This is a genomic window from Paracoccus simplex (genome assembly GCF_042648325.1).
Classification (GTDB): domain Bacteria; phylum Pseudomonadota; class Alphaproteobacteria; order Rhodobacterales; family Rhodobacteraceae; genus Paracoccus; species Paracoccus simplex.
The window spans coordinates 96,887-117,079 of the sequence record NZ_JBHRXE010000016.1; the positions used below are offsets into that span (position 1 = coordinate 96,887).

The 20,193-nt window shown below is 66.1% G+C and carries 19 protein-coding genes; 13 read left to right on the plus strand and 6 right to left on the minus strand.

The features are described 5' to 3' along the window. The 5 genes from ACFOMP_RS07330 to ACFOMP_RS07350 form a co-directional block, all read right to left on the minus strand. On the minus strand, window positions 1-1,230 hold a 1,230-nt coding region (locus ACFOMP_RS07330), incomplete at its 3' end, for an AI-2E family transporter (protein WP_379029004.1). Between the two features lie 143 nt (window positions 1,231-1,373). Then, window positions 1,374-2,597: a saccharopine dehydrogenase family protein gene (locus ACFOMP_RS07335; protein ID WP_379029007.1), complete on the minus strand. Its 1,224-nt coding sequence runs from the start codon at window positions 2,595-2,597 to the stop codon at window positions 1,374-1,376. A 47-nt stretch (window positions 2,598-2,644) separates the two neighbouring features. Further along, window positions 2,645-3,751 (minus strand): carboxynorspermidine decarboxylase, encoded by a 1,107-nt coding sequence (locus tag ACFOMP_RS07340; protein WP_379029009.1) that lies wholly within the window; start codon window positions 3,749-3,751, stop codon window positions 2,645-2,647. Window positions 3,752-3,855: 104 nt separating this feature from the next. Further along, window positions 3,856-4,878, minus strand: coding sequence for a Gfo/Idh/MocA family protein (locus ACFOMP_RS07345; protein ID WP_379029012.1), 1,023 nt, complete (start codon window positions 4,876-4,878; stop codon window positions 3,856-3,858). Between the two features lie 3 nt (window positions 4,879-4,881). Beyond that, window positions 4,882-5,340 carry a Fe-S cluster assembly transcriptional regulator IscR gene (locus ACFOMP_RS07350; protein ID WP_289894074.1) on the minus strand — a complete coding sequence of 153 codons (459 nt, stop codon included), beginning with the start codon at window positions 5,338-5,340 and terminating at the stop codon, window positions 4,882-4,884. 166 nt (window positions 5,341-5,506) lie between these two features. Here ACFOMP_RS07350 and ACFOMP_RS07355 point away from each other — a divergent pair, with 166 nt between their 5' ends. From ACFOMP_RS07355 to ACFOMP_RS07400, 10 genes are all read left to right on the plus strand, one after another. Beyond that, window positions 5,507-6,166, plus strand: a complete 660-nt coding sequence (locus ACFOMP_RS07355) for an alpha/beta hydrolase (RefSeq protein ID WP_379029015.1) — start codon at window positions 5,507-5,509, stop codon at window positions 6,164-6,166. After that, window positions 6,163-6,588 (plus strand): hypothetical protein, encoded by a 426-nt coding sequence (locus ACFOMP_RS07360; RefSeq protein WP_379029018.1) that lies wholly within the window; start codon window positions 6,163-6,165, stop codon window positions 6,586-6,588. The genes ACFOMP_RS07355 and ACFOMP_RS07360 overlap by 4 nt, the downstream gene beginning before the upstream one ends. Further along, the gene (locus ACFOMP_RS07365) at window positions 6,585-7,709 is read left to right on the plus strand and encodes an HD domain-containing protein (protein WP_379029021.1); all 1,125 of its coding nucleotides are present in this window, start codon (window positions 6,585-6,587) and stop codon (window positions 7,707-7,709) included. The genes ACFOMP_RS07360 and ACFOMP_RS07365 overlap by 4 nt, the downstream gene beginning before the upstream one ends. Window positions 7,710-7,881: 172 nt before the next feature. Beyond that, window positions 7,882-8,100, plus strand: a complete 219-nt coding sequence (locus ACFOMP_RS07370) for a hypothetical protein (RefSeq protein WP_379029024.1) — start codon at window positions 7,882-7,884, stop codon at window positions 8,098-8,100. A gap of 88 nt (window positions 8,101-8,188) precedes the next feature. Continuing rightward, on the plus strand, window positions 8,189-9,403 hold the full coding sequence (locus ACFOMP_RS07375) for an NADP-dependent isocitrate dehydrogenase (RefSeq protein ID WP_289894070.1): 1,215 nt from the start codon (window positions 8,189-8,191) through the stop codon (window positions 9,401-9,403). A 216-nt stretch (window positions 9,404-9,619) separates the two neighbouring features. Then, the gene (gene purQ, locus ACFOMP_RS07380; protein WP_379029027.1) at window positions 9,620-10,288 is read left to right on the plus strand and encodes a phosphoribosylformylglycinamidine synthase subunit PurQ; all 669 of its coding nucleotides are present in this window, start codon (window positions 9,620-9,622) and stop codon (window positions 10,286-10,288) included. A 66-nt stretch (window positions 10,289-10,354) separates the two neighbouring features. Beyond that, entirely contained in the window at window positions 10,355-12,148 is a 1,794-nt protein-coding gene (locus ACFOMP_RS07385; protein WP_289894068.1) for a sensor histidine kinase, read from the plus strand. Between the two features lie 19 nt (window positions 12,149-12,167). Next, entirely contained in the window at window positions 12,168-13,493 is a 1,326-nt protein-coding gene (locus tag ACFOMP_RS07390) for a sigma-54-dependent transcriptional regulator (RefSeq protein ID WP_289894067.1), read from the plus strand. Between the two features lie 452 nt (window positions 13,494-13,945). Continuing rightward, window positions 13,946-16,507 carry an Rne/Rng family ribonuclease gene (locus tag ACFOMP_RS07395; RefSeq protein ID WP_379029031.1) on the plus strand — a complete coding sequence of 854 codons (2,562 nt, stop codon included), beginning with the start codon at window positions 13,946-13,948 and terminating at the stop codon, window positions 16,505-16,507. Window positions 16,508-16,584: 77 nt separating this feature from the next. Next, entirely contained in the window at window positions 16,585-17,328 is a 744-nt protein-coding gene (locus ACFOMP_RS07400; RefSeq protein WP_289894065.1) for a cytochrome c biogenesis CcdA family protein, read from the plus strand. Here ACFOMP_RS07400 and ACFOMP_RS07405 read toward each other — a convergent pair. Beyond that, window positions 17,325-18,125 carry an enoyl-CoA hydratase gene (locus tag ACFOMP_RS07405; protein WP_289894064.1) on the minus strand — a complete coding sequence of 267 codons (801 nt, stop codon included), beginning with the start codon at window positions 18,123-18,125 and terminating at the stop codon, window positions 17,325-17,327. The two genes, ACFOMP_RS07400 and ACFOMP_RS07405, sit on opposite strands and share 4 nt — an antisense overlap. An 84-nt stretch (window positions 18,126-18,209) precedes the next feature. Here ACFOMP_RS07405 and ACFOMP_RS07410 point away from each other — a divergent pair, with 84 nt between their 5' ends. The 3 genes from ACFOMP_RS07410 to rpsI all read left to right on the plus strand — a co-directional run bounded on the left by ACFOMP_RS07410 (window position 18,210) and on the right by rpsI (window position 19,730). Then, the gene (locus ACFOMP_RS07410) at window positions 18,210-18,632 is read left to right on the plus strand and encodes a PaaI family thioesterase (RefSeq protein ID WP_289894063.1); all 423 of its coding nucleotides are present in this window, start codon (window positions 18,210-18,212) and stop codon (window positions 18,630-18,632) included. A 150-nt stretch (window positions 18,633-18,782) separates the two neighbouring features. Continuing rightward, complete coding sequence (gene rplM, locus ACFOMP_RS07415) at window positions 18,783-19,247, plus strand: 50S ribosomal protein L13 (protein ID WP_011749243.1); 465 nt, start codon at window positions 18,783-18,785, stop codon at window positions 19,245-19,247. Between the two features lie 3 nt (window positions 19,248-19,250). Next, on the plus strand, window positions 19,251-19,730 hold the full coding sequence (gene rpsI, locus ACFOMP_RS07420; RefSeq protein ID WP_289894062.1) for a 30S ribosomal protein S9: 480 nt from the start codon (window positions 19,251-19,253) through the stop codon (window positions 19,728-19,730). Window positions 19,731-20,193: the final 463 nt, after the last annotated feature.

The following is a 20,193-nucleotide window of genomic DNA, read 5'->3' on the forward strand; positions in this document are numbered from 1 at the left end:
TTCGCGCGCCTCCTCCTCGTCCTCGTCCTCCAGCGCCGGGGGATCCTCGCCGGCCAGGAAGTTGCCGAACTTCTCCAGGCCGGGGATGTGATCGGCCAGCACGCGCATGACCACCAGCAGCGGCACCGCCACGATCATGCCGAGCACCGACCAGAGCCAGGCCCAGAGCGCCACGGTCAGGAACACCACCACCGTATTGAGCTGCAAGCGGCGCGAGACGAAATACGGAGTGATGAGCTGGCCTTCCAATGCGGTCAGGCCCAGATAGGTCAGCCCGACCATCAGCGGCGTGAACAGGTCGTCATGGACGAAAAGACCGACCAGGGTCGCGATGATGATGCCGGTGACCGACCCCAGATAGGGGATGTAGTTCAGCAGGAAGGCGGCCAGCCCGAACAGCAGCGGACTGGGCATGCCCCAGGCCCACATCGCCAGGCCGATGGCGACGGCAAGGCAGGCATTGATCAGGGTGATGGCGCCCAGATAGGTGCCCAGGCTGTCCTCGATCTCGCGCAGCGCCAGATAGGCGGCGCGCTTTTCGCGCATGCTGTCGAAGCTCTGCACGATCTTCAGATAGAGCAGGTCGCCCGAGGACAGCAGGAAGAACAGCAGGAACAGCGTGAAGATGATCTGGCCGACGAAGGCCGGGCCAAGGTTCAGCACGCTGGCCAGCGTCGAGGTTTCCGGGGTGGCGTTCACCTCGACCTCGATCTGCTGGTCGGGCGGCTGCGGCGTGCCGGGGGCGGGGACCGCGCTGAGCGTGCCGGTCAGCGTCGCGTCGGGCGGCGTGGCGTCCGGCGCGGCGGCGGGTTCGGGCTTGGGCGCGCCGCCGCCGGCAATCTCGTCGATCTTTTCGGCCGCGCGCTCGATGCCGCGGAAATTGCTGCGCAATTCGGTGAAGCGTTGTTCCAGCCGTTCGGTGATCTGCGGCGCGTTCTCGACCAGCCGGTTCACCGGGCCGGAGATCACGAAGCCGATCACCACCACCGAGACCACCAACCCCAGCGACACGATGGCGGCGGTGACCACGGCGCCGATCCCCAGCCGGTCCATCAGCCGCCGAAAGGGGATGAAGACGAAAAACAGCAGCAGCGCCAGCGTGACTGGCATCAGGAAGCTGCGGGCCTGGGCGAAGAAGCCGAACAGCAGCAGCAGGAAGATGCCGATCACCGCCCAGTTCGCGACACGCGGCAGCGACCGTTTCTCGGCCGGCGCAGAGATGGGGAACATGTGGTTTCTGTCGTCGGCCGGTGTCATGATTCCTCCATGCTTTCCCCGGGGCTTCCCCGCGCGCTGCAGCAGGCGCAAAACGCAAACCCCGCGCCGGGGTTCCTCGGCGCGGGGTTGATTAAGGTTGATCGGAGCCTTGACGCTTACAGCGGATGATCGCCCGAGGCGTCGATGACGCGGGTGGGCAGGCCCAGGGCGCCCAGCAGTTCCAGGAAGGGCCGGGCCGGCAGATCCTCGACATTGGCCATCTTTTTCACGTCCCAGGTGCCGCGGGCGACCAGGATCGCCGCCGCGACCGGCGGCACGCCGGCGGTGTAGCTGATGCCCTGGCTGCCGACCTCGTTATAGGCGTCCTTGTGGTCGGCAACGTTGTAGATGAAGACCTCGCCCGGCTTGCCGTCCAGCGTGCCCTTGACCAGGTCGCCGATGCAGGTCTTGCCCTCGTAATCGGGGGCGAGGCTGGCCGGGTCGGGCAGCACCGCCTTGACCACTTTCAGCGGCACGACATCCAGCCCCTCGGCGGTTCTGACCGGCTGCTCGGAAAGCAGGCCGAGGTTCTTCAGCACCGTGAAGACATTGATGTAATGCTCGCCGAAGCCCATCCAGAAGCGCACATCGGCGTCCTTGTAGCGGGCCGAGAGGCTGTGCACCTCGTCATGGCCGGACAGATAGGCGGTGCGCTTGCCGACCACGGGCAGATCCCATTCGCGGCCGACCTCGAACATCTTGTTCTGCCGCCATTCGCCGCCCTGCCAGGAATAGACCGTGCCGGTGAATTCGCGGAAATTGATCTCGGGGTCGAAATTGGTCGCGAACCAGCGGCCGTGGCTGCCGGCATTGATGTCCACGATGTCGATCGAATCGATCTTGTCGAAATATTCGTCCTCGGCCAGCCGGGCATAGGCGTTGACCACGCCGGGGTCGAAACCCGCGCCCAGAATGGCGGTGACGCCGGCCTTCTCGCAATCCTCGCGGCGCTTCCATTCGTAATTGGCATACCAGGGCGGCGTTTCGCAGATCTTGGCCGGATCCTCGTGGATGGCCGTGTCGATATAGGCGGCGCCGGTCTCGATGCAGCCCTGCAGCACGGTCATGTTGACGAAGGCCGAGCCCACGTTGACGACGATTCCGGCGTCGATCTGGCGGATCAGCCCGGCCACCGCCTTGCTGTCCATCGCGTCCAGCGGATGCGCGGTGAATTCGACCGAATGGCCCTTTTCACGAATGCTCGCGATGATCTTCTCGGCCTTGGACACGGTCCGGCTGGCGATATGCAGCGTTCCGAATTCCTTGGCGTTCTGCGCCACCTTATGCGCGACCACCTGGGCGACGCCGCCGGCGCCGATGATGAGCACGTTCTTGGCCAATTCGTTCTCCTTTTCGGGGGCTGGGAAAGGGGATGGCTTGCGCCTGGTCAGGACAGGCTGGCCTGGTAATCGTCGTAGCTGAACCGGCGAACCTCGCGGATCGTTCCGTCCTCGGCCCGGATGGCGATGCCAGGCATGGGAACGCCGTTGAACCAGTTCTTCTTGACCATGGTATAGCCGCCGGCATCGGCGATGCTGATGCGGTCGCCGACCTGCAGCGGCTGCGGAAAGCGGCCCTCGCCGAAGATGTCGCCTGCGAGGCAGGTCTTGCCGGCGATCTGGAAGGGATGCTCGCCGTCCTGCGGCAGCTTCGCCGTCTCGCGATAGATCAGCAGGTCGAGCATATGCGCCTCGATGCTGCTATCCACGATGGCCACGTCCTTGCCGTGATGGATCACGTCCAGAACCGTCACCTCTAGCGAGGTCGAGCGGGTGATGCTGGCCTCTCCCGGTTCCAGGAAGACCTGCACGCCGAAGCGTTCCGAGAACGCCTTCAGCCGGTCGGCCAGCCGGTCCAGCGGATAGTCCTCGCCGGTGAAATGGATGCCGCCGCCCAGGGAGACCCAGTCCAGCTTTTCCAAGAAGCCGCCGAACTCGGCCTCGATCCGGCCAAGCTGCGCGTCGAACAGCTCGAAATCGGCATTCTCGCAATTGTAATGGATCATCACGCCCGAGATGCGGTCCAGCGCCGCCTCCAGCCGGTTCAGATCCCATTCGCCCAGCCGCGAGAAGGGCCGGGCCGGGTCGGCCAGATCGAAGCCCGAGGTCGAGAAGCGCGGATTCAGTCGCAGCCCCATGGCGATGCCGCGCTGCGCAGCCTGCGTCCCGAACCGGTCGAGCTGGCCCAGGCTGTTGAAGATGATCTTGTCGGCGTAACCCAGCGCCTCGTCGATTTCGTGATCGGCCCAGGCGACGGAATAGGCATGGGTTTCCTTGCCGAATTTCTCATGCCCCAGCCGCAGCTCGAACAGCGAGGAGGAGGTGGTGCCGTCCATGAAGTCGCGCATGAAGTCGAAGGCCGACCAGGTGGCGAAGCATTTCAGCGCCAGCAGGCATTTCGCCCCCGAGCGTTCGCGCAGATAGCGGATCCGCTCCATGTTCACCCGCAGCTTGGCAAGGTCGATCAGGTAATAGGGCGTCTGCAGATCGGACATGGCGCGGGTCCCCCGGTTGCGAAACCGTGCTAGGTCAAAAGGAAAGGCTCATTTAGGGCCATGCGCGCCGTTTCGCAAGGAATGGTGACAAGGGCATGACGCGATCAGCGCAATCGCACCGGCTGGCCAGTCCTGACGGATTCATCGGCCGCCAGGCAGACGGCAAGCGAGGAGACCGCGTCCCGCATGTGGCGGCTCAGGTCCATGTTCTCGGCAATGGCGCGGAGCATGAAGGCGGCCTCGGCATCGCAAAGCTGCTGATGGCCGGGTTCTCCGGCCATGGACAGATCGCGGTCGGGTTCTCCGACCCGGTGCAGGCGCAGCCGCGAGGTCTGGGTATGGGTGTCGATATCGTCCGAGCGCGCATCCTCGGCCATGCGGATGCTGACCGCGCCGCGGGGGCTGACCACGTCCTTCACGAAGAAGGCGGTGTCCGACATCATCGGCCCCCAGCCGGCCTCGTACCAGCCCAGCGAGCCGTCCTCGAAAACCACCTGGAAATGCCCGTAATTGTACATCCCGGCCGCGATCTCGTCCGAGAGGCGCAGGCCCATGCCGCGCACCTCGACCGGGGGCGCGTCGGTGATCTGGCACATCACGTCGACGTAATGCACCCCGCAATCGACGATGGGCGGCGTGGTGCGCATCAGGGCCTTGTGCACCTTCCAGGTCGGGCCCGTGCTTTGCTGGTTCAGGTTCAGCCGGAATACATAGGGCCCGCCAAGCGCCCGGGCCTCGGCGATCAGGCGCTGCCAGCTCGGGTGGTGGCGCAGGATATAACCGACGACCAGCTTGCGCCCGGTCTCGGCGGCGGTCTCGACCACGCGGCGCGCATCCTCCACCGTGGTGGCAAGCGGCTTCTCGACGAAGACATGCGCCCCGGCCCGCATCGCGGCGACGGCATAATCGGCATGGCTGTCGGAATAGGTGGCGATCACCGCGACATCGGGGCGCAGGCGCTGCAGCGCCTCGTCGAAATCCTGGCTTTGCGGGATCGCAGCAAGCTCAGGGGGCAGGTCGACCGGGCTGCGGTTGACCAGACCGACCAGCTTGGCCCCCGGCTGCTTCAGCCAGGCCAGCGCATGGCTGCGGCCCATGTTGCCCAGACCGGCGACCAGAACCCGCATGGCCTAGTCGTCCACGATCGACAGGATCTTGGGCAGGGCGGGGCAGGGCAGCAGCTGGTTCCTTGCCACATCCGCCAGCGTGTGATTGTGCAGGAACACATAGACATGCGCCGACAGGCTTTCCCAAAGCCGGTTGGACAGCGTCTGCGCGCGCGACCCCGAGACCCCGCCCGAAGCGCCGGCGCCGACATGCAGCGCGCTGACGGTTTCGTCCACTGCCTCCAGCACATCGGCCACGCGGATGGTCTCGGGCGCCTTGGCCAGCCGGTAGCCGCCGCCCGGGCCGCGCACGGAATCGACCAGCCCGGCGCGGCGCAGCCGCACGAAGAGCTGTTCCAGATAGGGCAGCGAGATGTCCTGACGCTTGGAAATCTCGGCCAGCGATGTCAGGTCGTCGCCCTTGGCGATGGCCAGATCGACCAGGGCGACCATCGCGTAACGTCCCTTGGTGGACAGTTTCATCTTGCCTCTCCTCCCGGCGCAAACCATTGACGACGCGCGAGCCAGGGGCTAATTCCCCCGGCGCCGTCCTTGAATGCGTCTTGCCTATGTCGGGCGCGCTTCCCAGATTGACGATCTAGAGCCGCGACGCCACTGGGTCAAGGAACCCGAGTTTCAAAGGAAGCCCATGCCCGAACTGATTTTCCCCGGTCCCGAAGGTCGTCTCGAGGGGCGCTATCACGCGCAAGCCGCGCGCGACGCCCCCATCGCCATCATCCTGCACCCGCACCCGCAATACGGCGGGACGATGAACAACCGGGTCGTTTACAATTTGCACTATGCCTTCCACCGCATGGGCTTCACCGTCATGCGGTTCAACTTCCGCGGGGTCGGCCGCAGCCAGGGCGAATTCGACCAGGGCATCGGCGAGCTGTCGGACGCCGCCTCGGCGCTGGATTATCTGCAGGCGATGAACCCCAACAGCAAGCATTGCTGGGTGGCGGGCTTCAGCTTCGGCGCCTGGATCGGCATGCAGCTTCTGATGCGCCGGCCCGAGATCACCGGCTTCATCTCGGTCGCGCCGCCGGCGAACATGTATGACTTCTCGTTCCTGGCGCCGTGCCCGTCCTCGGGGCTGATCATCAACGGCACCGCCGACCGGGTGGCGCCGCCCAAGGATACCCATGCGCTGGTCGGCAAGCTGCGCGAGCAGAAGGGCATCACCATCACGCACGAGGAAATCGAGGGTGCCGACCACTTCTTCCGCGACGACGAGGCGCATATGAAGCCGATGATCGACACGGTGCAGGCCTATGTCCGGCGTCGCCTGACCGAGAACACGCGGTGACGGTTGGCCGGCGTCGGTTGATCTGGGCCGGTGCCGGGTTGCTCTTGGCCTGTGTGGCCATTTTGCGGACATTGGTTGCCAATTTCCGCGCAGTCAATTTCCGCGCGGTCCAACAGGGGTGGGTTCCGATTCCCTTCGGAAATGGGCTTGGACGCCGGCTCGATGCCCTTGTCATCGCCGGCGGGTTGGCTTCCTTTCTCTGGCATTTCGGATTGGCGTCCGTTTGGCCTCAGGCGCTTCGTCCGGGTTTTGTCGTTCTCACGGTACTGCTGCCGCTGTGCGCCTACATCATTGGGCCGGCTGGCGATGGCGGTTACAGCCATGCGATGGATTGGCTGCTCCTTGGCGCAGTTCTGGCTTTGCCGGCGTTCATTCTGTCCTGCCTGCTCAGCCGGCTCGCTTTCGACAGGAGGCCCCGATGACCGACCTGACCCGGCGTTTCGCCTTCCTGACCGAGGCCGACCGGCTGAAGTCGGTCGAGCGGGCGAATGTTCTGATGGACCTGTCGCGGCCGGAAAACAGCGCCGAGCACAGCTGGCATGTCGCGCTTTATGCGCTGGTGTTCGGTGCCTCGGACCGGGCCATCGCCATGATCCTGCTGCACGACCTGGTCGAGATCGACACGGGCGACCACCCGATCCACCTGGCCCATGACATGGCCGCCGTGCAGGCGGCCGAGGACGCCGCCGCGCGCCGGCTGTTCGGCATGCTGCCCGGCGGCGAGGCGTTGCTGGCCTTGTGGCACGAGTTCGAGGCGGGCGAGAGCCCGGACGCGCGCATGGCCAAGCGCATGGACCATGTCCAGCCGCTGTTCCAGGTGCTTGGCGCGCCCGAGCCCTTGCCCGATCATGTCGGGATCGTCCGCGACAACATGACATCGGGCCGCGCCCGGCGGCTCTGGGCGGAATGGCCCGAGGCGATGCAGGCGGCGCAGGCCCTGCTGGAGGGCTGCGCGCCCTGCGGCGAACTGGCGCAGCGCCTGGCCTTCCTGGCCGAGGCCGACCGGCTGAAATCGGTGCTGCGCGCCAGCCTGCTTTGCGACCGTTCGCGGCGCGAGAACAGCGCCGAGCACAGCTGGCACCTGGCGCTTTACGCTTTGGTCATGGCGCCCCATGCCGGCGAGGGGGTGGCGATCGGCCGGGTGATCCGCATGCTGCTGCTGCACGATCTGGTCGAGATCGACACCGGCGATGTGCCGATCCATGCGCAGGGCGGCGCGGCGCATCACGGCGCGGCGCAACTGGTCGCCGAACAGGCCGCCGCTGCGCGGATCTTCGGCCTGCTGCCCGAGGCCCAGGGCCGCGAGTTGCGCGCGCTTTGGACCGAGTTCGAGGCCAACGAGACCCGGGACGCGGTCTTTGCCAAGTCGCTGGACCGGGCGCAGCCGGTGATGCAGAACATCGCCTCGGGCGGCGGATCCTGGGTCGAATACCGCGTGACCTACGAGCAGCTGGTCGAGCGCGTGGGTCTGCGCATCGAACGCGGCGCACCGGCGCTGTGGTCCTGGCTCAGCGAAAGCGCGCGGGTGTATTTCCGGAGCTGACATGGGCTGACGGCTGGCCGCGCTGGCTTTATGCGTGCTGGGCTGGCCGCGCTGGATCACGGATTGCGACTGGTGGCGGCGCTGATCGCCGGGGATGACGCGCCAGGCAGCGGTTTCGAGGCGTTCCGCGCCGTTTCGCGGCCCGGGTGATCGGCATAGGCGAGGCACTGCCTTGGTCCTGCCTTGCCTGCTGGCGTTGCGGCTGTCCTTTGCGCACGGCATCCGGCGAGAGGAGCAGCCCTGGCTTTTCCTGCTGCTGGTCGGCCTGACGGTTGGCCGTTCGTTCCTTGGCGTGTGCGAGGGTTTCACCAGTTCCTTCGCGCTGCCGGCGAGCGCTTGCGGGCTGGTGGCGCCGCTGCTTTACGCCTGTCTGTCGAAGTGGGCGCATTGATCGGTATGCGATTGCATACCGGGCTTTCCTTTCGCATTGAATGCCGCTATAGCGCCACCGAGCCGAATCCTAATCGAAGGGACCACCCATGTCGAAGATCAAGGTAGAGAACCCCGTCGTCGAGCTCGACGGCGACGAGATGACCCGGATCATCTGGGACTTCATCAAGCAGAAGCTGATCCTTCCCTATCTGGACATCGACCTGAAATATTACGACCTGGGCATCGAGGAGCGCGACCGCACCTCGGACCAGATCACCGTGGATGCGGCCGAGGCGATCAAGCAATACGGCGTCGGCGTGAAATGCGCCACCATCACCCCGGACGAGGCCCGGGTCGAGGAGTTCGGCCTGAAGAAGATGTGGAAATCGCCCAACGGCACCATCCGCAACATCCTGGGCGGCGTGATCTTCCGCGAGCCGATCATCTGCAAGAACGTGCCGCGCCTGGTCCCCGGCTGGACCCAGCCCATCGTCGTCGGCCGCCACGCCTTCGGCGACCAGTACAAGGCCACCGATTTCCGCTTCCCGGGCAAGGGCAAGCTGACGATCAAGTTCGTCGGCGAGGATGGCGAGACCATCGAGCACGAGGTCTATCAGGCCCCGGGCGCCGGGGTCGCCATGGCGATGTACAACCTCGACGAGTCGATCATCGACTTCGCCCGCGCCTCGATGAACTACGGCCTGAACCGCGGCTATCCGGTCTATCTTTCGACCAAGAACACCATCCTGAAAGCCTATGACGGCCGTTTCAAGGACCTGTTCCAGAAGGTCTACGAGGAGGAGTTCGAGGCCGAGTTCAAGAAGAAGGGCATCCATTACGAGCATCGGCTGATCGACGACATGGTCGCCTCGGCGATGAAATGGTCGGGCGGCTATGTCTGGGCCTGCAAGAACTACGACGGCGACGTGCAGTCCGATACCGTGGCGCAGGGCTTCGGCAGCCTGGGGCTGATGACCTCGGTGCTGATGACGCCGGACGGGAAGATCGTCGAATCCGAGGCCGCGCATGGCACGGTGACGCGCCACTATCGCGAGCATCAGAAAGGCAACCAGACCTCGACCAACTCGATCGCCTCGATCTTCGCCTGGACCGGCGGGCTGAAGCACCGCGCCAAGCTGGATGGCAACGCGGCGCTGAAGAACTTCGTCGAGACGCTGGAGAAGGTCACGGTGCAGGCGGTCGAGGACGGCCACATGACCAAGGACCTGGCGCTGCTGGTCGGGCCGGACCAGAAATGGCTGACCACCATGGGCTACCTGGAAAAGGTCGACGAATACCTGAACAAGGCGCTGGCGGGCTGATCCGCCGCATGGGATTGCGAAGGGCCGGGGGCAACCCCGGCCCTTTTCGCTTGTGGTGGGGCCGCATGGGTATTTGGGAAACGGTGAAGGGGCCGGCGTGGTGTCGGGGATGTGAGCGTTTGGAGAACGAAGAAGACGGACGGTCGTGCAAAGCCGCTTAACAGTTGCGCCGGCTTGCAGTATGGGAGGCGCGAGGCATTATCCCGGAGGTCCGTCATGAAAGCTGCCGTCATCACCTTTCCCGGATCGAATTGCGACCGCGATCTGGCCGTCGCCTTGCGGCAGGCGGGGGCCGAGGTGTCGCGCGTCTGGCACAAGGACGAGGCGCTGCCTGCCGGCACCGACCTGGTCGCGGTGCCGGGCGGGTTTTCCTTTGGCGATTACCTGCGCTGCGGCGCCATCGCCGCGCATTCGCCCATCGCCGGCGCGATCAAGACCCATGCGACCCGCGGCGGTTACGTGCTGGGCATCTGCAACGGTTTTCAGGTGCTGACCGAGCTGAACCTGCTGCCGGGCGCCCTGATGCGCAACGCCGGGTTGCGCTTCCTGTGCCGCGAGGTGGTGCTGAAGGTCGCGACCGCGGCCAGCCCCTTCACCGCGGCCTATGCGGCCGGTGAGGAGATCCGGGTGCCGGTGGCACATCACGACGGCAATTACCAGATCGACGCCGCGGGCCTGGCGGCGCTGCGGGCGCAGGACCGCATCGCCTTCAGCTATGTGCCGGGCGTCAACGGTTCGGTCGAGGACATCGCCGGGGTGCTGTCCGAGAACCGGCGGGTGCTGGGCATGATGCCGCATCCCGAGCGGGCCGCCGATCCGGCGCATGGCGGAACCGACGGCGCGCGGCTGTTCGCCTCGCTGGTTCAGGAGCTTGTCGCGGCCTGACTTGAGTAGCGACCCTTCGCGGATTAGACTTCGTCGATCCCCTTGACGGGGCGATGCCGGAGGCGCATGCGAGAAGAACAGGACTCTGCCGGGTTCCCGGAGGGCAGGGCTGGGTTGACCAGCCGTTGGGGCCTGCGCGGCGCGATCGTCGCGCTGCTGGTCGTGGCCGCGGGCACGATCTGGTTTACCAATGCCTGGCTGACGGCGCGCTTTTCCGAAACCACCCGGGTGCGGACCGAGCTGCGTTCGGCGCTTTACACCGGCAACCTGCTGTCGGAATTGCAGCGCACCTCGGTGGTGCCGCAACTGCTGGCGCGCGATCCGGCGCTGATTTCGGCGCTGATCGGCAACGAATTCTCGGGCACCTCGGCGCGGCTGATCTCGGCGCAGAAGGAGATCGCCGCCGCCTCGATCAAGCTGCTGGACGCATCGGGGCGCGTGGTCGGCTCGACCGATCGCAACCTGATCGGCACGAATTACGTGCAGGAGCCGTTCTTCGTCGAGGCGCTGCGCTCGAAGGACACGGTGTTCACCGTCTCGCCCTCGCCGCAGGGGGCCTATGAATTCACCTATTCCCGCACGGTGGTCGCGGATGGGCGCACGCTGGGCGTGGTCGTGGTCGGCGCCGACCTGGCGCGGCTGGTGCGGTCCTGGGCCGGGATCTATGACGCCATTGCGGTGACCGACAGTTCCGGCCAGATCATCCTGTCGACCGAGCCGCGCTGGCGCGGCCTGACCCTGCCCGAAGCGCTGGCGGTGCGTTCCGCACCCTCGGCCATCGCCCGCGCCTTCCAGGTGACGGCGGACTGGACCGCCACGCCCGCCGACGCTTATGTCCAGGGCCGCGCGGTCATGCAGTCCGAGACCCGCATCCCCTTCCGCGGCTGGAAGATGATCGCCTTCACCACCTATGATTCGGTGCGCGAGCGGGTGAACGCGGTTCTGGCGCTGGTGATCATGGGCTTTGCCATCCTGCTGGCGGCGGTGTTCTATCTGCTGTCGCGCCGGGCGCGGGTCGAATCGGCGGCCTGGATGCGCGAATCGGCCGATCTGCGGGCGCTGAACCTGCGCCTGACCCGCGAGATCGCCGAGCGTGAGCGCATGCAGAAGGAACTGCGCGTGGCCGAGCAGACCGTCCAGCAATCCAGCAAGCTGGCCGCCCTGGGCGAGATGTCGGCAGGTGTCAGCCACGAGCTGAACCAGCCGCTGGCGGCGATGAAGACCTATCTGGCCGGCGCCCGGCTGCTGTTGCAGCGCGGCCGGTCCGATGAAGCGCTGTCGAGCTTCCAGCGCATCGACGATCTGGTCGAGCGTATGGGCGCCATCACCCGGCAGCTGAAATCCTATGCCAGGAAGGGCGGCGAGGCTTTCGAGCCGGTCGATCTGCGCGCCGCGCTGTCCAGCGCGCTGATGATGATGGAGCCGCAGTTGCGTTCGCGCACCATCCGGCTGCAGCGCAACATCCCGCGCTATCCGGTCATGGTCTATTGCGACCGAATCCGGTTGGAGCAGATCGTCATCAACCTGTTGCGCAATGCGGTGGATGCGACGCGCGGCCTGCGCGATCCGGCCATCGAGATCACCGTCAGCTCGGGCTCTCACGCATTCTTGTCCGTGCGTGACAACGGCCCGGGTGTTTCGGACCTGGAAAATCTGTTTGAACCTTTCTTCACCACGAAGAAGCCCGGAGAAGGGACCGGACTGGGCCTGGCGATCTCGTCGGGGATCGCGGCCGATTTCGGGGGCCGCCTGACCGCGCATAATGCGTCGGATGAGGGCGGCCGGGGCGCCGTATTCGAACTTGAGCTGCCGCTGCACGATCCCGGCCAGAAGGCGGGGACCCGGCTGGCGGCGGAATAACGAGAAGAGGTAGAGGCCCATGAGCCGCACTTTGAAGATCGCAGTGGTGGATGACGAACCCGACATGCGCGAATCGATCAGCCAGTGGCTGGTCCTGTCCGGCTTCGACACCGAGACTTTCGCCAGCGCCGACGACGCGCTGAAGGTCATCGGCGCGGACTGGCCCGGGGTGGTCATTTCTGATATCCGGATGCCGGGCATGGACGGCATGGCCTTCCTCAAGCGGCTGATGGGCATCGATTCCGGCCTGCCGGTCATCATGATCACCGGCCATGGCGACGTGCCGATGGCGGTCGAGGCCATGCGGATCGGCGCCATGGATTTCATGGAAAAGCCCTTCAATCCCGAGCGCCTGACCGAGCTGGTCAAGAAGGCCAGCCAGGCCCGGCGCATGACCCTGGACAACCGCGCCCTGCGCCGCGACCTTTCCGAAGGCCAGCAGGTCATGTCGAAGCTGATCGGCGCCAGCCCGGTCATGGACCGGCTGCGCGAGGATATCCTGGACCTGGGCCAGGCCGACGGCCATGTGCTGATCGACGGCGAGACCGGCACCGGCAAGACCCTGGTCGCCCATGCGCTGCATGCTGTCGGGCCGCGCGCCTCGAAGAAATTCGTGCCGATCTCCTGTGCCGCCTACAATGACGAGGTGCTGGCCGCGAAGCTGTTCGGCCCGGTCGAGAACGGCCTGCCCGCCGTCGAGGAGGCGCGCGGCGGCACGCTCTGCCTTGAGGATATCGAGGCGCTGTCCGACCCGTTGCAGGCCCGGTTGCTGGCCTTCATCGCCGATCAGGGCAGCCCGGCCGAGACGCGGATCATCGCCATTTCCAATGCCCGCGGCGAGGGGCGCAAGGCCGAGGATTCGCTGCGTCCCGACCTGTTCTATCGCCTGACGGCGCTGAAGATCACCCTGCCGCCGCTGCGTTCGCGCGGCGAGGACATCCTGTCCCTGTTCACCCGCATGACCGAGCAATTCGCCGAGGAATACGGCTGCGAGCCGCCGCAGGTCACCGCGCAGGAAGCCGCGCAGCTGTTGCAGGCACCCTGGCCGGGCAATGTGCGCCAGCTCATCAACGTCGCCGAGCGCGCGGTGCTGCAGAACCGCCGCGGCTCGGGGTCGATCGCCTCGTTGCTGATGGCGGATGGCGAGGATACGCAAGAGGCCACGACGACCGAGGGCAAGCCGCTCAAGGAATATGTCGAGAGCTTCGAGAAGATGCTGATCGACAATACTATGCGCCGCCACAAGGGCAGCATCGCCGCGGTGATGGACGAGTTGTGCCTGCCGCGCCGGACGCTGAACGAGAAGATGGCGAAATACGGGCTGAGCCGGGGCGATTATCTGTGATCACGGCTGGCCGGGAGGATGCCGAAAACGGCGAATCCCGGCCGCGGGTCTAAAAACAGATTGTAACGACGCCTGCTTCCCCGCTATCTTGCCCCTGTAAGGCGGGCGCCGCAACTTTTGGTTGTCCCTCCTCGACAGTTTCGCAGCGCGTAGCCAGCCGCGACACCCGAAAAGTGCCGGTGGTGCGACGCGCGGAAAATCCTGCCCAAGCCCCACGGGGCCTCTGGGCGACCGTAGATCGCCGCCCGGACCGCCCTCGTGCGGGACGGGCCAAGAAAGGTAAACAGACGCGATGGATCGCGCAATGCAGCTTGATCGGCAACGGTGGCAGGGGCTTTCCCCGGTCGCCGCGATTGCTGCTGGCAGCACGATGCTCGCCGTCCCCTCATGCGGCAGCCAAACCCCGATCCCGCCCCTGCGCGGGCCGGTGCGGCTGCCCGAAAGACGGAAACATGTCAAAGAAAATGCTGATCGACGCCACACATGCCGAGGAAACTCGGGTGGTCGTGGTCGATGGAACGAAGGTCGAAGAATTTGATTTCGAGACCGTCAACAAGCGCCAGCTTGCGGGCAATATCTACCTGGCCAAGGTAACGCGGGTCGAGCCGTCGTTGCAGGCCGCCTTTGTGGATTACGGCGGCAACCGCCACGGCTTCCTGGCCTTCGCGGAAATCCATCCCGATTATTACCAGATCCCCGCCGCCGATCGTCAGGCCCTGATCGAGGAAGAACGCCAGGCCGCCGCGGCGGAAAGTGACGAGAGCGAGAAGCCCAAGCGCAGCCCGCGCCGCCGCAAGGCGCCGAAGGCCGCTGCGGCCGACAGTGGCGATGCCGTCGTGGTCTCGGACGAGATCGCGGGCATGACCGTGGTCGATCTGTCGGAAGGCGAGTCCGCGCCGTCCGAGGAGATCGCCGCCGGGCCGGCCCCGACCGCCGCCGAGGAGCAGGTTGCCGAGGAGCAGGCCGACGAGGCGCATGGCGACGACGCCGCCGAGGATGACGGCATCGAATCCGTCGCCGAGGAGGATGTGGCCGAGGAGATCGCGCCGCCCCGCAAGCCCCGTGCCCGCCGCTACAAGATCCAGGAGGTGATCAAGGTCCGGCAGATCATGCTGGTCCAGGTCGTCAAGGAAGAGCGCGGCAACAAGGGCGCCGCGCTGACCACCTATCTGTCGCTGGCCGGCCGCTATTGCGTGCTGATGCCGAACACGGCGCGCGGCGGCGGCATCTCGCGCAAGATCACCAACGTCGCCGACCGCAAGAAGCTGAAAGAGATCGCCAGCGAGCTGGAGGTGCCGGAAGGCGCCGGGCTGATCATCCGCACCGCCGGCAGCCAGCGGACGCGGACCGAGATCCGCCGCGATTACGAATATCTGATGCGGCTCTGGGAACAGATCCGCGAACTGACCTTCAAGTCCATCGCCCCGGCGCCGGTCTATGAGGAAGGCGACCTGATCAAGCGCACCATCCGCGACATCTACAGCAAGGAAATCGACGAGGTTCTGGTCGAGGGCGATCGCGGTTATCGCACCGCCAAGGACTTCATGAAGATGATCATGCCGTCGCATGCCAAGAACGTGAAGCATTACCAGGATCAGATGCCGCTGTTCGCGCGCTTCCAGGTGGAAAGCTACCTGGGCGGCATGTTCAACCCGGTCGTGCAGCTGAAATCCGGCGGCTATATCGTCATCGGCGTGACCGAGGCGCTGGTCGCCATCGACGTGAACTCGGGCCGGGCCACCAAGGAAGGCTCGATCGAGGACACGGCGCTGAAGACCAACCTGGAGGCCGCCGAGGAAATCGCCCGCCAGCTGCGTCTGCGCGACCTGGCCGGGCTGATCGTCATCGACTTCATCGACATGGAGGAGCGCAAGAACAACGCCGCCGTCGAGAAGCGCTTCAAGGACAAGCTCAAGACCGACCGGGCGCGCATCCAGGTCGGCCGCATCTCGGGCTTCGGTCTGCTGGAGATGAGCCGGCAGCGCCTGCGGCCGGGCATGCTGGAATCGACCACGCAGCCCTGTGCGCATTGCCACGGCACCGGGCTGATCCGGTCCGATGACAGCCTGGCGCTGACCATCCTGCGCGCCATCGAGGAAGAGGGCACCCGCAAACGCTCGCGCGAGGTGCTGGTCAAGGCGCCGGTCGCCGTCGCCAATTTCCTGATGAACGCCAAGCGCGAGCATATAGCGAATATCGAGGCCCGCTACGGCATGGCGGTGCGGGTCGAAGCCGATCCGGGGCTGATCTCGCCCGATTACGCCATCGAGAAGTTCAAGACCGCCACCCGCAACGTGCCCGAGGTGGCCTCGCCTGTGGTCTCGGTCGATGCCCGGCTGATGGCGCAGATCGACGACGAGGAGCCGGCCGAGGAAGACGAGGTTGAGGACGCCGCCGCCGAGGATCGTGCCGAGGACGGCCGGACCGAGGACGGTCGAGCCGAGAATGGCGAAGGCGATGCCAGCAAGCGCCGCCGCCGCCGTCGCCGCCGTCGCGGCGGCAAGAACGGCGACGGCGAAGGCCATCACGCCGAAGAGGCGGACGGCGAAACGGTCGCGGAAGAGGCCGCAGAAGGCTTGGCGCCCGAGCCGGTCGAGCCGGTCGCCGAGGAAGCCGCTGCCGGACAACCGGTCGCCGAGGAGGCCGCCGCGCCCCGCCGCCGTACGCGCACCCGGCGCCGCAAGGCCGAGGATGAGCCCGCCGCCGACAGCGCCCCGGAGATCGCCGTAGCCCAGCCGGTCGAGCCGAGCGTCACGGCTGCCGAAGGCGAGGCTGCTGTGGCCGAGACGGCGCAGGCGGTGGAACCCGAGGTCGAGGCGGCGGAAGCGCCTGCCGCCGAGGAGCCCGCTGCGGAAGCTGAAGCTCCGGCGCCGGAAGCCGAGGCAGAACAGCCGGCGCCGCAGCCGGAAACCGCCAATGAAGCCGAGGCTCCGGCCGCCAAGCCCGAGCCGGAACTAGCCGAGGAGGAGACTTCGGCACGGCCCAAGCGGCGCGGCTGGTGGTCGATGGGCTGATCTGTCGCAGCCTTCCCACAAAAGAGTGAGGGGCGCGGGGCTTTCCCGCGCCTTTTCCTTGCGCCAAGGTGCCGGACATGTTGGGAATCGAGCTTGCAGACGCCGCCTTCCTGCCCGCCGCGATGGTCGCGCTGCTGGCCGGGATCCTGTCCTTCCTGTCGCCCTGCGTGCTGCCGGTGGTGCCGCCCTATCTGGCTTACATGACCGGCATCGGCGTCGGCGGGCTGAAATCCGGCGAACGCAGCGCCGTGGTCCCGGCGCTGTTCTTCATCCTGGGACTTTCGACGGTCTTCCTGCTGATGGGCATGGCGGCCTCGGCCTTCGGGCGGCTGTTCCTGCAATGGCAGGACTGGCTGGCGCGCGGGGCAGGGGTGGTGGTGATCGTCATGGGCCTGCATTTCCTGCGCATCATCCGCATCCCCTTTCTGGATACCGAGGCGCGGCTGGATGCCGGTGACAAGGGCGGCTCGGCGCTGGGGGCCTATGTGCTGGGGCTGGCCTTCGCCTTTGGCTGGACGCCCTGCATCGGGCCGCAGCTGGGCATGATCCTGTCGCTGGCCGCCACCGGCGCCGAGGCCGGGCGCGGCGCGGCGCTGCTGGCGGTCTATGCGCTGGGGCTGGGCATTCCCTTCCTGCTGTCGGCGATCTTCATCAACCGGGCGATTCCCGTGATGAACCGCATCAAGCCGCATCTGCAGCTGATCGAGCGCATCATGGGGGGGCTGCTGGTCGTCGTCGGCCTGGCGCTGGTGACCGGCGCCTTCCCGGTCTTCGCCTATTGGCTGCTTGAGACCTTCCCCTGGCTGGCGGCGCTGGGCTAGTCCCAGTCCGGCGGCCGCTTTTCCAGGAAAGCCTGGATGCCTTCGGCCGTGTCGGGCCGCATCAGGTTCTCGCAGATCACTGCGCCGGTCGACGCATAGGCGTCGGCCAGCCCCATCCGCGCCTGGGCATGGAAGGCGCGCTTGCCCATGCGCACGGCGGCGGGCAGCTTGCCGGCGATGGTCGCGGCCAGCGCCATGGTTTCGGCCTCCAGCGTCTCGGGTGGGATGACGCGGTTGACCAGCCCCAGTTCGCGGGCCCGCGCGGCGTCGATGAACTCGCCGGTGACCAGCAGTTCAAAGGCGGCGCGCGGCGGGATGGCGCGGGACAGCGCCACCATCGGCGTCGAGCAGAACAACCCGATATTCACCCCGTTCACGCCGAAGCGCACGCCCTCGGCGGCGACGGCCATGTCGCAACTGGCGACCAGCTGGCAGCCGGCGGCGGTGGCGATGCCCTGCACCTCGGCGATGACCGGCTGGGGCAGGGCGGGCAGCTTCTGCATCAGCGCCGAGCAATGCGAGAACAACCGCTCATAGGCGGCGCGGCCGTCATCCGCGTCGTTGCGGGCGCCCTGGATCTCGCGCAGGTCGTGACCGGCGCAGAAGGCCTTGCCGCGTGCCGCCAGCACCAGCACCCGGACCCCGTCATCGGCGGCGATCTCGTCCAGCGCATCCGACAGCGCGTCGATCATCGCGGTGGACAGCGCGTTGTAATTATTCGGGCTGTTCAGGATCAGCCGCGCGACATGGCCCTGATCCTGGCGCAGCACCAGCGGCTGGGGGTCTCCGTCCTTCATCTCGTCCTCCCTGACGCCACGGCGCGGCTTGCCTTTGCCGGGCTTTGCCGTCCACTCTAGCCGCCGATGGGGCAGGGGGGAAGCATGGCATTGCAGATGGATCGCGAGGCGCTGAACATCTTTCTGGACCGGACGTTTCCGCAGGTGGCGGGACAGGTCCGGGTCCAGTCGCTGGACGAACGCCTGCTGATCTCGCGCCTGTCCGTCGATCACCAGCATCTGCGGCCCGGCGGCACCGTCAGCGGCCCGGCCATGTTCGCGCTGGCCGATGTGACGATCTATCTGGCCATCCTGGCCCGGATCGGCGAGGTGGCGCTGGCGGTGACCACCAATGCCTCGATCGACTTCATGCGCAAGCCCGAGGCGGGGCGCGACCTGCTGGCAGAGTGCCGGATCCTGAAACTGGGCCGGGTGCTGGCGGTGGGCGAGGTGCTGATCCATTCCGAAGGCGTCGAGGATCCGGTGGCGCGCTGCTCGATGACCTACTCGATTCCGCCGAAACGCTGATTTTCGCGGGGCTTGGTTTGCGGTATGATAATACCTAATTTTTAAGCCATTGTAATTTATTGCAGAATTGACGTGCAGCGCGCTTGACCTGCGCACGGCTTTCGCCGATATACCGCCATCTCGAATTACAGCCCCCAAAGGGACCGACAGATGAAAACCTATACCGCGAAACCGGCGGAGATCGAGAAGAAGTGGATCCTGATCGACGCCGAGGGCGTCGTTCTGGGCCGTCTTGCCTCGATCGTGGCGATGCGCCTGCGTGGCAAGCACAAGCCGACCTTCACCCCGCACATGGACATGGGCGACAACGTCATCATCATCAACGCCGACAAGGTGCAGATGACCGGCGACAAGCGCGACGCCAAGAAATACTACTGGCACACCGGCCATCCGGGCGGCATCAAGCACCGCACCGCCCGCCAGGTGCTGGAAGGCGCCCACCCCGAGCGGGTGGTGATCAAGGCCGTCGAACGCATGATCTCGCGCAACAAGCTGGGCAAGCAGCAGATGACCAATCTGCGCGTCTATGCCGGTGCCGAGCATCCGCACGAGGCCCAGCAGCCCGAAGTCCTGGACGTCAAGTCCATGAACGCCAAGAATACCCGGAGCGCGTAAGCCATGGCCGAAGACATCAAAACCCTCGACGATCTGAAATCGGTCGCGACGGCTGCTCCGGCGGCTGCCCCGGTTCGCGAGGCGCAGCGCGATTCGCTGGGCCGTTCCTATGCCACCGGCAAGCGCAAGGACGCGGTCGCCCGCGTCTGGGTCAAGCCGGGTTCGGGCAAGGTGGTCGTGAACGGCAAGGACATCGCCGAATACTTCGCCCGTCCGGTGCTGCAGATGATCCTGCGCCAGCCCTTCGACGTGGCCGGCGTCTCGGGCCAGTACGACGTCTATGCCACCGTTGCCGGCGGCGGCCTGTCGGGCCAGGCCGGTGCGGTCAAGCACGGCATCTCGAAGGCGCTGCAACTGCACGAGCCCAGTCTGCGCGCCGCGCTGAAGGCGGCCGGCTTCCTGACCCGCGACTCGCGTGTGGTCGAACGGAAGAAATACGGCAAGGCGAAAGCCCGCCGCTCCTTCCAGTTCTCGAAGCGCTGATCCGGCTTCCATGCGATGCAGAACGCGGCCCCCTGGGCCGCGTTTTTCGTTTCGGGGCCCGGCCACGTGATCTGAGGCGACGATTCCGGGGCCGACTCGGCGGCGAAACCGGGCTGAGGCGCGACTCGGGGGCGGTGACTCGCCTTGGGTTTCGGCAGGGCAGGCAGCATCTGCCCGAATCTGCGACAGAAAAATGACAGGAAATCATTGCTTTGAGATTTTTCTGCCAAGCCGGGCATTTTTCCGCTTGCAAGCCGCGCTCGCAGATCCTAGATACCCCTTCACCGACGCAGCGAGACGCTACGACGGACGGACAAGGCGGCGCCACGGCGATGCAGGGTTCGGAAATCTGGGACTTGATGGCTTAGACCTCGCCATTTAATGGTGGCGAAGTTTGGGTTGTTTTGTTTCCTCTGCTTTTTGACATTGCTGTATATTTGAAGGGATATGCGGGCGGTCTGGT

Bases quoted from the DNA above. Each gene is read 5' to 3' on its own strand.
- rpsI (WP_289894062.1), top strand. From the start codon at position 19,251: ATGGCCGAAGACATCAAAACCCTCGACGATCTGAAATCGGTCGCGACG.
- ACFOMP_RS07365 (WP_379029021.1), top strand. From the start codon at position 6,585: ATGACCGACCTGACCCGGCGTTTCGCCTTCCTGACCGAGGCCGACCGG.
- ACFOMP_RS07390 (WP_289894067.1), top strand. From the start codon at position 12,168: ATGAGCCGCACTTTGAAGATCGCAGTGGTGGATGACGAACCCGACATG.
- ACFOMP_RS07340 (WP_379029009.1), bottom strand. From the start codon at position 3,751: ATGTCCGATCTGCAGACGCCCTATTACCTGATCGACCTTGCCAAGCTG.
- ACFOMP_RS07355 (WP_379029015.1), top strand. From the start codon at position 5,507: ATGCCCGAACTGATTTTCCCCGGTCCCGAAGGTCGTCTCGAGGGGCGC.
- ACFOMP_RS07345 (WP_379029012.1), bottom strand. From the start codon at position 4,878: ATGCGGGTTCTGGTCGCCGGTCTGGGCAACATGGGCCGCAGCCATGCG.
- ACFOMP_RS07395 (WP_379029031.1), top strand. From the start codon at position 13,946: ATGTCAAAGAAAATGCTGATCGACGCCACACATGCCGAGGAAACTCGG.
- ACFOMP_RS07410 (WP_289894063.1), top strand. From the start codon at position 18,210: ATGGCATTGCAGATGGATCGCGAGGCGCTGAACATCTTTCTGGACCGG.
- ACFOMP_RS07375 (WP_289894070.1), top strand. From the start codon at position 8,189: ATGTCGAAGATCAAGGTAGAGAACCCCGTCGTCGAGCTCGACGGCGAC.
- ACFOMP_RS07385 (WP_289894068.1), top strand. From the start codon at position 10,355: ATGCGAGAAGAACAGGACTCTGCCGGGTTCCCGGAGGGCAGGGCTGGG.
- purQ (WP_379029027.1), top strand. From the start codon at position 9,620: ATGAAAGCTGCCGTCATCACCTTTCCCGGATCGAATTGCGACCGCGAT.
- ACFOMP_RS07400 (WP_289894065.1), top strand. From the start codon at position 16,585: ATGTTGGGAATCGAGCTTGCAGACGCCGCCTTCCTGCCCGCCGCGATG.
- ACFOMP_RS07405 (WP_289894064.1), bottom strand. From the start codon at position 18,125: ATGAAGGACGGAGACCCCCAGCCGCTGGTGCTGCGCCAGGATCAGGGC.
- rplM (WP_011749243.1), top strand. From the start codon at position 18,783: ATGAAAACCTATACCGCGAAACCGGCGGAGATCGAGAAGAAGTGGATC.
- ACFOMP_RS07350 (WP_289894074.1), bottom strand. From the start codon at position 5,340: ATGAAACTGTCCACCAAGGGACGTTACGCGATGGTCGCCCTGGTCGAT.